At 42.4% G+C, this 16,488-nt stretch carries 11 protein-coding genes; 6 read left to right on the top strand and 5 right to left on the bottom strand.

The features are described from left to right. On the top strand, nt 1–497 hold a 497-nt coding region (locus F6J99_RS27380; RefSeq protein WP_293117221.1), incomplete at its 5' end, for a 1,4-alpha-glucan branching protein domain-containing protein. Between the two features lie 91 nt (nt 498–588). Next, complete coding sequence (gene tatC / locus F6J99_RS27375; RefSeq protein WP_070395249.1) at nt 589–1,371, top strand: twin-arginine translocase subunit TatC; 783 nt, start codon at nt 589–591, stop codon at nt 1,369–1,371. 638 nt (nt 1,372–2,009) lie between these two features. On the opposite strand, the gene F6J99_RS27370 is transcribed toward tatC, so the two are convergent. Continuing rightward, nucleotides 2,010–4,010, bottom strand: coding sequence for an FAD-dependent oxidoreductase (locus tag F6J99_RS27370; RefSeq protein ID WP_293117218.1), 2,001 nt, complete (start codon nt 4,008–4,010; stop codon nt 2,010–2,012). A 95-nt stretch (nt 4,011–4,105) separates the two neighbouring features. Then, complete coding sequence (locus F6J99_RS27365; RefSeq protein WP_293117215.1) at nt 4,106–4,441, bottom strand: DUF4870 domain-containing protein; 336 nt, start codon at nt 4,439–4,441, stop codon at nt 4,106–4,108. Nucleotides 4,442–4,879: 438 nt separating this feature from the next. Here F6J99_RS27365 and F6J99_RS27360 point away from each other — a divergent pair, with 438 nt between their 5' ends. Beyond that, nucleotides 4,880–6,484, top strand: coding sequence for a glycosyltransferase family 39 protein (locus tag F6J99_RS27360; protein ID WP_293117213.1), 1,605 nt, complete (start codon nt 4,880–4,882; stop codon nt 6,482–6,484). Nucleotides 6,485–6,563: 79 nt separating this feature from the next. Here the strand turns inward: F6J99_RS27360 and F6J99_RS27355 are convergent, their stop codons facing one another. After that, nucleotides 6,564–8,219, bottom strand: a complete 1,656-nt coding sequence (locus F6J99_RS27355) for a glycosyltransferase family 39 protein (RefSeq protein ID WP_293117211.1) — start codon at nt 8,217–8,219, stop codon at nt 6,564–6,566. A 219-nt stretch (nt 8,220–8,438) separates the two neighbouring features. Between F6J99_RS27355 and F6J99_RS27350 the strand changes: the two genes are divergently transcribed. Beyond that, on the top strand, nt 8,439–10,154 hold the full coding sequence (locus F6J99_RS27350; protein WP_293117208.1) for a hypothetical protein: 1,716 nt from the start codon (nt 8,439–8,441) through the stop codon (nt 10,152–10,154). A 908-nt stretch (nt 10,155–11,062) separates the two neighbouring features. Here F6J99_RS27350 and F6J99_RS27345 read toward each other — a convergent pair. Beyond that, complete coding sequence (locus tag F6J99_RS27345; protein ID WP_293117206.1) at nt 11,063–12,355, bottom strand: transposase; 1,293 nt, start codon at nt 12,353–12,355, stop codon at nt 11,063–11,065. Between the two features lie 59 nt (nt 12,356–12,414). Between F6J99_RS27345 and tnpA the strand changes: the two genes are divergently transcribed. Together tnpA and F6J99_RS27335 are read left to right on the top strand one after the other, a co-directional pair. Continuing rightward, a complete protein-coding gene (gene tnpA / locus F6J99_RS27340) occupies nt 12,415–12,822 on the top strand; it encodes an IS200/IS605 family transposase (protein ID WP_293117203.1) in 408 nt (135 codons plus the stop codon). A gap of 426 nt (nt 12,823–13,248) precedes the next feature. Beyond that, nucleotides 13,249–13,497, top strand: a complete 249-nt coding sequence (locus F6J99_RS27335) for a hypothetical protein (RefSeq protein ID WP_293117201.1) — start codon at nt 13,249–13,251, stop codon at nt 13,495–13,497. Between the two features lie 90 nt (nt 13,498–13,587). Here F6J99_RS27335 and F6J99_RS27330 read toward each other — a convergent pair whose 3' ends face one another. Then, a complete protein-coding gene (locus F6J99_RS27330; protein WP_293117199.1) occupies nt 13,588–15,888 on the bottom strand; it encodes a tyrosine-protein kinase family protein in 2,301 nt (766 codons plus the stop codon). Between the last annotated feature and the right edge of the window lie 600 nt (nt 15,889–16,488).

Raw genomic sequence — 16,488 nt, 5'->3', positions numbered from 1 at the left:
CTTGGTTTCTGGATGTCTTGCTCCGTAAGTCGTGGTATGACCAGAACACCTATGAAATGACTCATTTAGCAGATTATTTGCGGAATCATCCGATCCAACAAGTCTGTAAGCCTTCTCAATCTAGCTGGGGGTATCAGGGTTTCCATGAATACTGGCTAAATGAAACCAATACCTGGATTTACCCTCATCTGCACAAAGCCACAGAACGGATGATTGAGCTGTCAACGTTGGAAGCTACAGATGAGTTGGAGTGGAAGGCATTAAATCAAGCAGCGCGAGAGTTACTACTAGCGCAATCGTCAGACTGGGCATTTATTATGCGCACCGAGACAATGGTTCCTTATGCAGTTAGACGAACGCGATCGCATTTGATGCGGTTTAATAAGCTTTACGATGATATCAAGCTGGGCAAGATTGATGCTGGCTGGCTGGAGAAGGTGGAGGAAATTGACAATATCTTTCCCAAGATTAACTATCGCGTCTATCGTCGTGTTTGAAATCTCCCCACACAATCCTTAGAAGATACAAGCAGATACATAAGATACAAGCAGATACAATAGAGAACGTTCCCTAAGCCAATCAAAATCCATGACGCCTTCTGAGTTAGATACTGCTCCCCAGGAAAGTTTGGATACTCTCAAAGACCCTGAGACCTATCTCGACGAGGTACCTAATGATGTCGAGATGTCTCTGTTCGACCATTTAGAGGAGTTGCGAAAGCGGATTTTTTACTCGCTGATTGCTGTATTCTTGTCCATGGCTGGCTGCTTTGTGGCAGTTAAGCCGATTGTTCAGTTGCTGGAAATTCCAGCTAGGGGGGTCAAGTTTCTGCAACTGGCTCCAGGGGAATACTTTTTTGTGTCCTTGAAAGTGGCTGGCTATAGTGGCTTATTGGTTGCTAGTCCTTTTATTCTTTACCAAATCCTTCTATTTGTTTTACCAGGGTTGACTCGTCGGGAGCGACGCTTCATCGGACCTGTGGTTTTAGGATCAACAGTTCTGTTTTTCCTAGGCTTGGTATTTGCCTACATTGCTCTAATTCCTGCCGCTCTGAATTTCTTTATCAGTTACGGAGCAGATGTAGTAGAGCAGTTGTGGTCAATTGATAAGTATTTTGAATTTGTCTTATTGTTGATGTTTAGTACAGGCTTGGCATTTCAAATCCCAGTTATTCAAATGTTACTGGGGTTTTTGGGAATTGTTTCTTCCAAGCAAATGCTTTCTGGTTGGCGCACGGTTGTCCTAGGAGCAGCTATCTTGGGAGCAGTGCTGACTCCTTCGACAGATCCTCTCACTCAAAGTTTACTGGGGGGTGCTGTACTTGGTCTGTATTTTGGTGGGATTGGAATGGTTAAGTTGGTGGGGAAATAATATTAAGTCTGGTTAATCAACCCGCTATCAAAACTACCATCGGGCTTCTGAATCGAATCTTTCTAATACCACGGTTAGCATTTGCTGCATCCCCGTCAATTGTCAGCGAACTTTAATTACCAACTAATTTCCTGATTTTATGACTACCACAGCTCAGCTGAATCAGCATGCTATAAGAGTTAAAAATTATGATTAGAATCAATATCTAAACCTGAAGGTAATTTAATAATGTTGGCTACGAATACCTACTAGGAATAGGGAATAGGGAATAGGGAATAGTAATCTAATTACCAATTATCAATTACTAACTAACTATCTTTAGTATTATTATCGCTAATTCTTATAAATAGTCATAAGTTATGGCACAACCATGACTTATGACTATTTAGAAACAGATACTAAAGGCTCTTCGTCAAAAGTTGATGCTAATTTTTAGTTCACTTATCCTGAAAGATTTACTGGCCATTACTTTGACAGTTAAAAATCTGTTGATAAAATCAAATTACCAGTAAGGCGATAATAGATTTGGGTGGTTATTTAGCATAATATCTAGGGAAGAGCCATTATAAATGTATGGTAAGACGTAGCATACTAAAGATAATTACTATCGATAGTTACTATTAGTTAACTGTCTCAGTTCACCGCCAATCGTCCCAATTCTGATTAAAGATGGACGTGTCTGGGAAAGCGGTGGGATTACCGTTTTTTTCTAACTGCTGGCGTAGAGCTTGGAGTTCGGTTTGTTGCAGGAGGGGTTCTTGTATAAGCTGGTAAGGTGCTATCCCAGTTTCTAAGGAAAAAGCAGCGGTTGTACCAGCAGCAGCACCGGATGACCATTCAAAGGAATGCACCCGATAAGCAGCAGCGGCAATGTGACTGGTAGCAATACTTTTACCTGCTACTAAGAGGTTGTCAATTTTCTGAGGAATGATTGCTCGCAGGGGAATTTGGAACGGATAAGCTTGACCTGCTCCCCGCCGTTCTCCTTGACGCTCAGTGTTTCCTGGGGTTTCTGCTGGACTTAGGGTCATACAAGGATGAAAGTCGATGGCATAGTGACCAATACCCACAGAATCAGGATAGATAGTAGAGCGACTGCGTTGACTGACTTGATCTGGCTGGATTTTACCTTGAATCACAGAGGGGGCTTCTAATCCAGCCAGTACTGCCCACAAGCGGCGATATTCATCTGGTGAGAGGGTCTGCCGATAATAGTCATCCTGGTAATCACGGCGGGAAATATCCACTTCTGATATCGTAAAGCCTTGAGGATAGCCAAAGGAAGGGCGTCCAATAATCCGCCTCCCTTCCCGTATATAGGGATATTTAGACAACCCATGCATTGTCCCCATCGGAGAATCTAACCCAGTTAGATAGCGGTGATTGGGATGAGGCTCTTTTACCCCATCCCCAAGCTGGGAATCGGTAGTTCCTGCCACTAGCCAATAGTAATAACCGAGAGCGTTTTCTTCTCCTTTCCGTAGACTTTCCGTGCGCAAGCCTCCCATCCAGCCACCGGGAGCCAGTTGACCAGTGGTTCGTAATTGGCGACGGGTGTACACTAGATTATCTTGTGAAGTGCCAGGACGATAATCATTACCCCATGTCCAGTTTTGCATAGAAATGTCTCCCGGAGTGGGAGCAGTAACCCCCCATCGGATCCGTTTACCCCGCTTAGAACTCCAAATTCGCCGATAGGTGAATACTCCTTCAAAGTCGGCTAGGCGCTGTAATTCATAGCTGTAGTAGGGTTGGTATTGCGGGTAAAAGGAGGGCATTTCTTGGGTTTGAGCCTCCTTGGTTTGCTCCATGGCAAAGGTGTAGGTAAAGCCTTGGGTGCAATAGAGGTCGTCAGTAGCACTAGATGCGGAGGGGTTTAGGTAGGAGCGGGAGTCAATCCCCAACTGGTAGGGAACGTCAGCTAGGGCAATAATTTCACCAGTTTCTGTTGCGTCGATAATGTACCAATTAGAACTATTTTCTTGGCTCTGTTGGGGAACAATGCGCACAATCCTTTTCTCAAAGCGGGAGGAATTCTCGTAGCTATACCAATCTTCAATGGTTTGAGATAGGGGAAAGGTGTTCAGGGCAGGAGCATCAGCAGTACTTTTGTGTTGAATAGCAATCACACTGTCAATGGTTTTGCCATCGGCGCTAATCTCTAGTTCTTTAACTACAGTAGAGGGAAACCATTTTAATCTCCCTTTTCCGCGTTTGGCCGCCTTTCCTAAAATATTAAACAGGATTTGGTGAGCATCACGGGGTAGAAAACAGGATTCACTAACCCAGCAGTCCCCAGGATTGAGTTGACGGTAGTAGCGTTTAATGCGATCGCGTAATTCTAGATAGCCCTTAGGATAGAATAAACGCGATCGCTGAGTGGGTCGTTCATCCAGAGCAGAGGTTCCTTGGGCAGAAATTTGTCCCCCTACCCAGTCGGTAATCTCAGTTAAGCACACTGTTTGCCCTGCCAATAAGCCTTCATAGGCAGCCGCCGCACCAGCTAATCCTCCTCCAATCACTAGGATTTCACAGGTTTCGGTTTGGTCTGGAGTTCTAGGGCGAGCTGCTATACCAGGAGATGGAGTAAACCCTAGTAATGATATGAATAGGGAAATACGGACAAGCGATCGCTTCATGATTCAAGATAGTCAGTAAAATCTTCGATGATAAATTACCCTAACTTATCAATACTGTCATCTCCCAAACGTTGTATCAATTATGCCATGGCATGTCAAAGCACCCGAAAAATATACGGGTAGCGATAGGGCTGATTAGGATTTTCCAGCACCTTGACTAAGGCAATTATGGACATAATTAGACTGACAAGCCCTAATATAATTAGCAGCGGAATCCCAATAATCACCACAGTCAGTATCAGACAAATCACCCCATATATATAAAGGCAAATGTGAAAATTCAGAGCTTCTTTGGCATTTTCTTTTACCACTGAGTCTTCGGTGACCAAAAAAATGACTATCGGGATGGCAATAGAGACCACCAGAGAGCTAAAAAATATTGAGCCATGACATAACAGTGATAAAAGCTTTCGTTGATCTATGTCATTCATCCGATAAATCCTCCCATGCTTCCCCAGGGTTACCTTTATGGATTTTCTCTTCCATAATACAGCTAAGTTGGTAGAATTCATTGAACAGAACGAATTTATGTAAATATATGTAAATGATTGATAAATACGATGGCTAATCCGGTGTCGTTGGCTGATTATCTTTCTAACTAAGGCAGAACTACCAGTCGTGATATCCAGCCTTTGGCATTGCCTTCACTGCTCCGTTGCCTAAATTCTCAGTTTAAGCCTTAAATGAAAATGATTTGGCTAAGATTTTGAAAGTGCTGGCAAAGGAGTTGGTCTTGCCATACTGCTGCTGAGGGGTAAGCTTTACCATTTGGTGTTGCCTGAAACGGCTAACTTAATTTTCCCAACGCTTATCCAATCCTTAACCTCTGCTCAAAGGCCACCAATTAATAACCCCCACCCCAATAAGTCATGGGAAATCATCTAAAATTAAATCGACCTACATCTGGTCAATGGTCTAAGTATTTAATTCTTATTATCTTACTCCTGGGGATAGTTTTTCGATTAGTCAATATTGACAAAAAAGTCTATTGGATTGATGAAGCCTATACATCCTTGCGAATTTCTGGCTATACCAAAGCAGAAATTATCCAAGAAATTGATGGTCGTCAAATTAATGTTAAAGATTTACAGCAGTATCAGCGTCCTAATAATAACAAAGATGTAGGTGACACGATCCAAGGATTAGCGTTATATGAACCACAACATTCACCGTTATATTTTGTCATGGCTCACTTTTGGGCAAAATTGTTCGGTTATTCCGTAACGGTGATGAGAAGTTTACCAGCCTTGATTAGTCTCTTGACTTTGCCGTGCATTTATTGGCTTTGTTTGGAGTTGTTCGAGTCTCCCCTAACGGGATGGATTGCGATCGCATTGCTCTGTGTCTCTCCATTCCATGTGTTGTATGCCCAGGAAGCTCGACAATATAGCTTGTGGACATTGACCACTTTGCTTTCCAGCATAGCGTTGCTGAGGGCGATGCGTCTTAGCACACTGATGAGTTGGGTAATCTATGCCATAACAGTTTCTCTAAATCTCTACAGCTATTTGCTTTCTGGATTAGTTTTTATTGGACATGGTATCTATGTTTTTTGTATAGAAAAATTTCGTTTGAGTAAACAAGTCATTAGGTATGGATTAGCTTCGCTTTTCGGGATTATCGCCTTTATTCCTTGGTTAAGATTGGTAATTGAAAACGGTATTGAATTGGGGGATTGGGCGGATAAAGAGACTCCACTCGGGAAACTTATCACCCGCTGGCTTATCAATCTTAGTTCTGTGTTTTTCGATATCCAGATTGGCTATAGCAATCCCTTATTTGATGTGCGGTCAGGTCGAGACCTAAAGTTTAGCTACGACCATTTACTGATTTATTTCGATATCCTGATTTTACTTATCGTCGGCTATTCTATTTATTTTCTGTGTCGTAATACTCAGCAACGGGTTTGGTTATTTATCTTGAGCATGATCGCAGTTGTCGGAATGTTTCCCATTGGTCAGGATTTAATTTTAGGAGGACAGCGTTCCAGCATGGCTCGCTATTTCATTCCTTGTTACTTGGGTATACAACTTGCTGTTGCTTACCTCCTTGCTAAAAAAATTAACCCCCTTAATGGTAAGACAATAAAACAACAACAACTATGGCGATTAGTTGCTATTACAGTTATTTCAGGAGGTGTGCTCTCTTGTGCCATTAGTTCTGAAGCAGAAACGTGGTGGCATAAATACAGTAACTATTACACTCCTGAGGAAGCTCATATTATTAATGAAGCCAATCGTCCCTTGGTGATTAGTAGTGATATCATGCGATTAGTGTCTCTCAGTTATTTACTTGAGCCAAACGTGACCTTACAGTTAATCAAAACTAAGGATTCTCCTAAAGTTTTTTCCAGTTTCAGTGATGTCTTCTTATATAGACCTTCTCCAAAACTGCGACAAAAATTTGAAGAGGAGTCACCCTATGACGTTAAACCAGCTCATAAACGCAAGCATCTCTGGAAGTTAGTGCAGTGAAACCAAAAGTCAAAAGGTCAAACCCACTTCACCAATGACCAATCACTGACCAATCACTCATGACTAATGACTAATCAATCTAATCATTTTTTTTCCACAACAGAACTTTTCGTTTTTTAAAGCCAATATTTCCTTCGTATATCAGGTTAAATTTATAGTTATGATGTTTTTCCATACTAGGGCGTAGCAAGGATGGTGATGGAATATTTTCCAACACAAAAACATCCCTAAATTCACCGGATAGTTTTGGTAATTTTTCTTCAGGTATTTCTGAAACATTTTTGATTTTTTTGATGAGTTGTAATTGAACCTTCGGGTCAAGCTTATGGCTCAGGGATAGAATTCGATTGTGAGTACTATCGCTGAGTACAAGGGGAGCAGGAGACTGATTAATAATATTCGCAACGTCTGCATTATAGTAATCACTGTACTTCGTCCACCAAGTTTCAGCTTGGACAATCAGCACACCAGATATCACACCACAAGAGAGCAATATAACTGTAGTCAATCGCCATAAACGTTTTTGCCAAATACCAATCGAAAACTTAGTTAGTTTGGTGGAGAGTAAATAGGAAATAGTCAGTTGAATCCCGATGTAAGTTGGGAGTTGATATCGAGCAATCGTTGAGCGCATGCCTCCTGAAATCACATCTGGTAGCACTAGGGGTAGACTAGTAAATCCCATCAGGAGCAAAACAAATAGCCAAACCTGTTTTGGAGTATAGCGACAGAGAAAATATAGTCCATAAATCACTAGCCCCACAATTGGTAGGACTAGGTAAGTTCTCGGCTGGGTGTAGCTAAAGGTTAGGTCAAACGGATACTCCTTGCCTAGGGGTACATCAAAAAAGCCGTAGAGTAGATTCTTCAGCCAATATCGACCCAGATCCAGGGGTGGTAATTCTTTAATGACCCATCCCCATTCCTTGCTAGCTCTAGGTTCGTTTTCCAAGAAAACAGCTAACCAAGGTGAAAATATCAACAGTGCTGCTGTGACCGCACAGATGTAAGCAATTACCCGTTGACGCCTTTGCCAACCTGCGATGATCAGGACATAAATGCCGTGAGCTAGGATAATGGGTGCTGAAAATAAATGAGAGTAGAAGGATAGCGCTACAGAAAGGGCATAAATGCACCAACTCACCCTACTGTTGACTCGCATCGCTCGTAACAGGGAAGCACTCGATAGCAAGATACTCACAGTCCACAGACTATATTCCCGAACTTCCTGGGCATACAAAATATGGATCGGTGAAACAGCGAATAGGGATAGGGCAAGCCATGGGGTCAATGATGCTCCAAATAGTTCTAAGCACAACCAGTACAGGCAGGGTAATCCCAGCAAGCTAATTAGAGCAGGTAAAGTGCGCTTGAGTGCTAGGGAACTACCAAGCCATTGTTCCCAGAATCGGGCTAATATATAGTAAACTGGCGGGTGTTGTGGCGCTTCTTCCCCTATAATTCGTAAGGTATTGGCGAGGCTACGGTCAGAATTAGGGGTCTGGTATTTTTGTAATTCTGTAGCGCTAATGACTTCACCAGTGTAGATATCCCCGATAATTTCTTCCGCTGAATAGCCAGCAATTCTAGAGGAGCTGAAAGTTTCATCCCCCCAGTAGACTTTGCTGTCGAGATTGGCTAAGCGAAAGACTATACCTAAGAGCAGTAGGGTAATGCATAATAGTCGCAAGGGAGGTTGAGATAATTTCCCTAGCTGTAATCGTTTGGTTTCCATCACACAAAAAAGTACACGGGAAAGTATACAGGAAAGTACAAAGGTAATTTATTCGTCTTCGTTTAATTTGGATATTGTACTTGATCGCTTTTTATTGACCGTTTCATGATTACTGTTAAGGATAATATTTCACTGCTAATAATACTTAATCTAGAAAATTACCGATAACCGTCACCCCATTATTCCATTTTAAGTGTATCTACCCAAACACAAAAAATTATGAATCCCCCAGCCTCGAATCCCCCTAAAAACCAAGTAATATTTTGGTTTAGCTTGAGCCTAGCATTTGCTATGGTTTACAGCCTGATCGCCCTTGAAGAAGCCTTTAGTAATCAATACATTGTACAAGATGATGCCAGACAGCATGTATTTTGGATGCAACGGTTTTTTGATCCCAGCTTATTTCCCGATGATCTGATTGCCAATTACTTCCAATCTGTAGCACCCGCTGGCTATACTACCCTCTATCGGCTGATCGGATTTGTCGGGATTCATCCCCTCTTATTGAATAAACTACTACCGATGGTGCTAGGGTTGATTACCACTAGTTACTGTTTCGGGCTTTGTCTACAAATGCTGCCCATCCCAGCTGCAGGATTTATCGCGTCTTTGCTTCTAAATCAAACCCTATGGATGCTCGATGATTTAGTATCAGCAACCCCTAGGGCTTTCATTTATCCCCTGCTGCTAGCATTTTTATACTACCTATCACGGCGCTCATTGATCCCCTGTCTCGTAGTGATCACCCTCCAGGGTTTATTTTATCCTCAGTGTGTTTTCCTCTGTTGTGGCGTCCTGGTGCTGAAACTGTTGCGTTGGCGAGAGGGTAAAATCAGACTATCCTCCCAGAAGAATGACTATTGGTTTTGTGCAGCTGGGTTAGGTATGGCATTCATTGTCCTGTTGCCCTATGCTTTGACCACTTCTGACTATGGTCCAATTATCAGCGCACAGCAAGCCAAAACCATGCCAGAATTCCAACCAGGAGGGCGAGTTGCTTTTTTCGATCACAACCCATGGCATTTCTGGTTGGAAGATGCTCGCAGTGGTATATTTCCCCGAAGAAAGCGTTTACCTATAGCTGTCTGTGCTGGTTTACTATTGCCTATCCTGCTAAGATTTCCCTCATGGCTACCGTTAGTGAAGAAAGTCAAAGGGGAAACGGTACTCCTGACTCAACTGGCTCTAGTATCCCTTGGCATGTTCGTTATGGCTCATGCTGTCCTTTTCCGACTGCATCTACCCAGCCGTTACAGTAAGCATAGTCTGCGAATTGTGCTAGTCTTAGCTGCTGCGATCGCTATAACTCTATTACTCGATGCTATTATTCAAGCTTGCCAGAGGCTAGCCTTTCCTCGAATTCAAGGGAAACCAGTGTTGGGACGAGCAATTGTTACACTGGTAGGAATAGCTCTAATCTTGTCTCCTCTTGGTTTCCATAATTTCCCCAAAACTAACTATGAGGTTGGGAGGAAACATGGCCTCTATGAATTCTTTGCTAAACAACCAAAGGATATCTTGATTGCCTCACTATCAAAGGAAGCCGATTTCTTGCCAACGTTTTCTGGACGGTCAGTCTTAGTCAGTAGAGAATACGGTATTCCCTATCATACTAACTATTATAACCAATTTCGCAACAGAGCGATTGATTTAATTCAAGCCCAGTACAGTCCAAACTTAGCTGAATCCAAACACTTTATTAGGCAGTACAACATTGATTTTTGGTTGTTAGATAAAACAGCATTTAATCCACAATATATAACTAAAAATCGCTGGATTATGCAGTATCAACCAGTAGCAGCAGAAGCTCAAGCTCGACTCAAACAAGCCATTGTTCCGGCAATTGTTAACGTAATCGATTCCTGTTCTGTTTTCGAGACAGAGAAGGTTGTGGTTTTGGATACCGAATGTATTGCGATAACTGGTAACAGGTAAATAGGTAAGCCCAAATCAATGCAGCTATGTAACTATATATAAACAAATCTATGTAAACATCTTGGCTCAAGGGCATAGATTGAATTTCTAGATATTTTACAAAACTTGACATTATTCAGTTCCATTAGTTGGTTGAATCATGCCTACCTATTTAATGGGTAATGGATAATTTGGCAAACGCTAGCAATTGAAGTGATCCCAGCCCTGAACGCTACTGGGTATGACACTAACTATTGGTTTTCATGATCACTTTAAAAAGCGATCGCATCCCATTCTTCACCGAATCAATCTAACCCAAAAAAACAAAACTCAATAAATTAGGGGGTTAAACCCCTCAACTGTTCTCAAACAACTGGGTTCAAGATTTTAGTTAGATGCCCTAAATTGTTGTTAAAGTCCATTGTTCCATTGTAGCAGGAATTACCAAATTAAGCCATCAGCACCCTACCTATCTCAGGGCTAAAGCAATGCTGGTGTATCTAATACAGAAAAAGGAAGACAAGGAAGACAAGGTTGACTTGGAAGAAAGACAAAATAACCAAACCATATCATCTTCCTCCCCCTCTACCCTCTCCTCTGCCTGTCCCCTTACTGATCCAGAGTCTAAACGAATCAAACAGCCCTGCTAGCTATAGGGGATAAAAGGATTAAAACTACTTTTGACTTATCCCAGCACTAAAGTAGGGGGGATTCTCAGCGGTTGTTCCAAAGCGGTTTAAAACCAAGCTACTCAACTGAAAGTAGCTGTCACTGGACTATTTTCCCAGTGGGAGCAGTCAACAAGCCCCTACAAGCTCAACTATGCTGACCTTAAGGCCACATACATTGCGCTTACTTGTATCTTTTAGTTTGTATCTTGTATTGAACTCTCCCCGCTTTAAAAAGACGGGGATTCTAAGCAGATGTCGTTACGCGGGTTGAAACCGCGCTCCACGACGCTTACAATACTTACTAGAAAGTGAATCTAGCTTGTATCGTTGTGGCAGGTTCAAAACCGCCCTACCGACCTTGGTTAGATCTATGTCTAACTGTGTCGCTACTTTGCGAATAATATTACAAGCCCCATTGGCGTCCGCATTTATCAATTCACCATTACCAGACCGATAAAGTCCACGCTTTACCCTTTTTCCACTAGGCTTCCACCCATCGGGTTTCTCACCGATCACAGGCAGAAAGTCTTGATCTAAAAAGCTGGCTTTACTGGTATAACTTTCCTCTGTCTGAACAAATTTGATGCCGTGTTCAAGGCACAACTGTTCAATTCGACTTTTCAATTTAGCAGTAGGAATTTGCACGAACTGCTGGTTATTCCTTTTTCCAATGTTAATACTGTCTTTGTTCCGCTTGTTCCAACCAAAGACGACTGTACTGACTTGATGTTTGAGGCACCAGTTAACGACAAACTTAGCAGCTTTGTTGACATTGTCACGCATCTGTCTGTTACGCTTTTCAGTCAGAGAGGCTAGTCGCTCATCCCAGTAGTCTTGGACTTTCCCTTTCTTTATCGCAGCTACACGTTTGTTGTACCACTGGTTTTGAGACTTAACCTTTCTGCCATCTATGATGAACGACTTTCCTACATTTGAGACACAAGTCAACCAGTTATTAAGACCTGGATCAATACCTAGGACATTATTTGTTGGCTCGACCGCTTCAGGAGTTGGTCTCTCGTAGACAAACTCTAGATAAAAGTAACCATTTCTAGGGACAAACCGATATTCTTTGATTGATTTGAAGTCAATATTAGATGGCATTGGTAGTAAAAAATGGTCAATGCCAAACCAGGCTTTGATCTGCTTTCCTAGAGTAAACTTGAGCTGGCCTTTCACTAGCTTTACCCACCGGGCAGGATAACTAACGACGGCCAGGCCACCCTTCTTGCGGTACTTCGGAACTCTGGGTCTATCTACTAACTGTCCTTTGTCGTACTTTTTCTTGAGGGCTTTGTAAGACTTAAAAGATTCAATAATTCCGTGCAAAGACTGTTGAGCACATGCAGACCTCATAGCCTTAAAGTGGACATTTGTTTTCATAATTTTGTCCAGTTCAGCATTATTAAGGTATTTGCCGTTTTTAAATAGCATCTGACGACAGTAGTATAGCCCGCAATTGGTGAGCTTATTGGCTTCTGAGCAGATGAATTCTATAACTGCTTGGTTTGCTGGTGTCGTAGTTATTAAATGCTGTTGACATCCGTACATCTCATTGTGTCCTCCTTGTATATATTATATATTGAATATACACTTACCGTCAACACCACATGACCCCAAATTCCAAAAATACTTTCAGGACAAATCCACATTCCGTGACATTACTGAATTACCATTTTGTTTGGTGCCCTAAGAGAAGAAAATCTGTGCTCGTTGGGAAGATAAAAATGAGGTTACAAGATATTATTTTTGATTTATGTACGGAAAACAACTGGCGACTGTTCGCCTTAGAGATAATGCCAGATCACGTCCACATGTTCTTGGAAGTAGACCCTACTTTTGCTCCGTCAGTAATAATTAAGAGAGTGAAGGGGCGAGCTTCTCATTATCTTAGAAAAGAATTCCCCGAATTACTAAAACTTCCAACCCTTTGGTCTCCTAGCTATTTCTGTTCAACAACTGGGAATGCCAATACAGAGACAGTGAAAAGGTATATCGAAAATCAAAAAGGCAAATAAAACGAGAACCGGGATAAATCCCGGTACGCTCCACGCCCACCCAATAAATTAGGTGGCTAACCCTCGCTCGTTAGTTCTCTGTTTTTTGCTGACCTTGCGGGTTTTTCACCGCTATTTGAGTCATTAACTACAAATTACACCGATTTACTATACCCTACTATACCAGAAAAAAGGAATAAAAAGCTGGTTTTAACCTACCACCCACCCCATTCATCTGGTGGTCGCGCATACCCCCTGAAATAGCTTTTGTAAAACAAATACGTAAGCCCTGCTTAAAAACGACTTGCCCCTCCAAATCAATTTGGACAGGGTTGAGCATCACTATCAAGACTGAGATAGTTTCTGTCTGGTGTTTTACTACTAACGTTTACACCACAGGGCGTAAACGCTGGTTCGCTCTCCACACACTACCTCTAATTTTGAACTATGAAACCCTATGCCGAGCAGAATTTAGGTGCCCATGTATTTTGGAATCCTTATCAGCCTAATAAACCATTAACACTCTTTTATAAAACTGCTCACCCTGTACCGGATAAACGTTTGTATCGTCAGGGTAAACGGTTACGCTTAACTGTCCAGGTTTCTCTAGTCGTGTTAACACTAACCTTGATGCTGTCAAAGGTGATGCTAGTCCTGTTAACATACGTATTTTCATCCCCAGCTACTGATCACTAACTATAATGGTTAATGGTTAATCCTCAATTAACCATTAACCATTAAAAAAAAGCAATCAACCATATTAGAAGTTATTAACCGGACTTCATATCATCTCATGTTCTGATCTAGAAGCTTTTTCACCTTCATGGTTGCTGAATCGGTTGTATAGTAGTCCTGATGGTGATAATAGGAGCTAGTTGCGTAGTTCTCAACATCATTAGCAACAATACCTAAAAGATTAGTCCTAGAGGTTTTGAGTTCATCCAAGGCTTGGATTAGAACTGAGCGGTCAGTCTTATTTAATCTACCTACCAAGACCATACCATCCGTGTTAGCTGCTAGGAGGCGGCTATCAGCAAGTCCGATCACGGGAGGTGTATCATAAATAACTAAATCAAAAACAGCATTAAAATGCTCCATCAAAGTTCTCATCTTTGGCGCACATAGTAACCGAATCGGATCCTGTGCTGGGGAACCAGCAGTTAGCACATGAAGATGATCCCACATGGGCACTTGCTGGATAGCTCGGTTAGCTTTGATCCGCTTACTAAGGACGTTACTCAAACCAAGTTGATTGTTCAAACCAAAAATTTTATGTACCCGGGGACGGCGCAGATTTGTATCCACCAGTAGCACCCGCCGACCCATAGCAGCAGCCACTATAGCTAGGTGGACAGCAACGGTAGATTTGCCGTCTTCTGGTCTAGCTGAGCTAATCACAATAGATTGGATTGGCTTATCGCAGCCCAGTAAGCCGATATTGCGATGGAGGAACCGGAAGGCCTCTAAAAAGGGAGAAGCTTGCTGCAGTTTTGGCGAGGTTGAGTTATTTTTCTGATCCTTAGGGAAGCTTGGAACAAAAGGTATACCTTTGCGGTTTGTTGATGACTTGGTTGGCTTAAGTGCTCGATGGTAAGGAATAACACCAAGAAGAGGCAATTGGGTGCTATGTTGAAGTTCGTCGGGAGAGTGGAACACATGGTCTAAGCGCTCCATCAACCACCCTGTTCCTGCACCCAGTAATATACCTGCGATCGCTCCCAAAATAATTTGAAGTTCCTGATGTTGTGGAATGGGATATTGAGGCTGTTTGGGTTTGAGAATAAGTTTCCAAGAATAAGGCTGGACCCTTTCCTTAAGCGCCAACAGAGTGTCTAATCGTTGGGTTGTCTCTGTAAGTTTCTGCCGTAAACTGGTGTACTTTGGATCTATCACCAACATCTGTTTCATGTCTTGCTCAAGACTTTCTTCTTCCTCAGCAAGAGCTTCTTGTCGTGCTTGCAAAACTGATATTTGGATGCTTTGATCTACCAGTTGTTGAGTGAGCTGCTGGTGAATTGAATTGGGTGATACCTTAGGAACATCTGTATCTGTAAGTTTGATCCCCAGTACCTGTTCAGCTTCAGAGCGTAACAGGGATAAGAAATTATACTTTTGCTGCTGTAGGGTCTTGATGGTGGGACTGTTTGGAGTATAGCGGCTTGACTCGATAGCAATCTCAGCCTCAACCTCTTCTAGGTGGTTGAGCATCTTTTGGTAGTAAGGGTTTTCAGCCAAAGTCACTTGAGCCAGAGCTAACTCCGAGGCGCGAGAGTCCTTGACCTGATTTGATGACAATCCTAGCTTTTGAGAAATGATCTGGTAGAAGGACTGAGCTTCCTGAAGCTGGATGTCAGTATCTAATTGCTGTTGCTTAATCTGGCTAATCTGAGTTGAAAGCTGCTGTTTTTGATGATCATAGTCGATTAACTTGTACCCTAGCTCCAACTTCAGCAGTTCTTCCTCCAGTCTGTCTACCTCTTGGCGTACTTGAGGCAACTCTCTATTTGCTAGCTCAAGGTCTTTGTGATGGTAACTTGCTTCTTGTTGGCGGGAGTAATTGATATAATTATCGGCAAGCTGCTTTAAAACAAAGTGAACTTTTTGAGGATCACTATCCCGGTAACGAACTTCTAAGACACTAGTTCCTTCAATATGTTTGATCCTCAGGTGATTATTCTTGACTAAAGACTTGTAGCTAGTTTTGCCATAGCGCTTGTTTATTTCCTCAATCACGGGAGTGATGAGTTTATCACTACGCAGTACCAGCATTTGGGTTTTATAAGCCAAGGTTTCAAAAGCTGGTGTCGATTGATTTTCATCATCATCCTGTGCTGTCAGAGGCTCCAGACTGAGTCGGAACTTGCCTTCGTACAGAGGTTTCTGATTAGAGGTCCATAAAAAAATACTAGCTGTTATCGTAATTGCTACACCAGCAGCCACTAAAAAGCGACGCCGTATGATCGTCCAAATCTCCTCTAGCTTACGCCCATCCTGATAGTATTTTGAGTTTCTAGTGTGGTAGATGACGGGCTGTGAGTGGATATATTTACCATTCCCCTGTGGGAAAAGCTCTGATTTATTGCCCATCTCTATATGTGCCTTTTGATTTATTGGTTTAAGTTATGTTCAAGAGTAACTGAAGCTATGGCTAATCGCTCCCCTATCATACCTTCGGTAGTTGCCACTAACCATCAGCTCTGTAGTTAGTTTGTGTTAACAAACTAGTTTTTGACACTAGAACTGGAAAATTTTACGCAAAACTTATCAAATATCCGGATAAAATGAAGGAATGGTTAAGTTAGGGCAATAGTGTTTGCTGGTACCAAGTGACATTCATAGGTAGCACTATCTACCTATCTCCCCATTACCTTGTCGTAAGCATATGCGCTACGCGCAGGCTACGCCAACAGCCGTCAGCCGTGAGCTAAAAGCTCACGCGTGCGCGTTCAGCCGTCAGCTTATTTTTAAAGTAGCGATGCAGCGCCGCCAAAGGGGGTTTCCCCCATGAGCGACTGCATCAAGACAGCGTGCGCTATGGGCATAAACTGTTCCCGTAGCGTGACCACAGGCCTTTAGCCTTTAGCCTTTAGCTGATAGCTGATAGCTGATAGCTGATAGCTGATAGCTGATAGCTGAATGCTTACACCTTGTCCTCCTGTCTAGCTAAATAACTCTTGAAGAATGGAA

Origin of the sequence: Moorena sp. SIO4G3 (assembly GCF_010692305.1) — a bacterium.
Classification (GTDB): Bacteria; Cyanobacteriota; Cyanobacteriia; order Cyanobacteriales; family Coleofasciculaceae; genus Moorena; species Moorena producens_A.
Note: the sequence above shows the minus strand (reverse complement) of the source record. Positions and strands in the feature narration are given on the sequence as shown.

Excerpts from the sequence above, each read along its gene's own strand:
- F6J99_RS27355 (WP_293117211.1), bottom strand. The coding sequence starts at position 8,219 with ATGGAAACCAAACGATTACAGCTAGGGAAATTATCTCAACCTCCCTTG.
- F6J99_RS27350 (WP_293117208.1), top strand. The coding sequence starts at position 8,439 with ATGAATCCCCCAGCCTCGAATCCCCCTAAAAACCAAGTAATATTTTGG.
- tatC (WP_070395249.1), top strand. The coding sequence starts at position 589 with ATGACGCCTTCTGAGTTAGATACTGCTCCCCAGGAAAGTTTGGATACT.
- F6J99_RS27360 (WP_293117213.1), top strand. The coding sequence starts at position 4,880 with ATGGGAAATCATCTAAAATTAAATCGACCTACATCTGGTCAATGGTCT.
- F6J99_RS27370 (WP_293117218.1), bottom strand. The coding sequence starts at position 4,010 with ATGAAGCGATCGCTTGTCCGTATTTCCCTATTCATATCATTACTAGGG.
- F6J99_RS27335 (WP_293117201.1), top strand. The coding sequence starts at position 13,249 with ATGAAACCCTATGCCGAGCAGAATTTAGGTGCCCATGTATTTTGGAAT.
- F6J99_RS27365 (WP_293117215.1), bottom strand. The coding sequence starts at position 4,441 with ATGAATGACATAGATCAACGAAAGCTTTTATCACTGTTATGTCATGGC.
- tnpA (WP_293117203.1), top strand. The coding sequence starts at position 12,415 with ATGACCCCAAATTCCAAAAATACTTTCAGGACAAATCCACATTCCGTG.
- F6J99_RS27345 (WP_293117206.1), bottom strand. The coding sequence starts at position 12,355 with ATGTACGGATGTCAACAGCATTTAATAACTACGACACCAGCAAACCAA.
- F6J99_RS27330 (WP_293117199.1), bottom strand. The coding sequence starts at position 15,888 with ATGGGCAATAAATCAGAGCTTTTCCCACAGGGGAATGGTAAATATATC.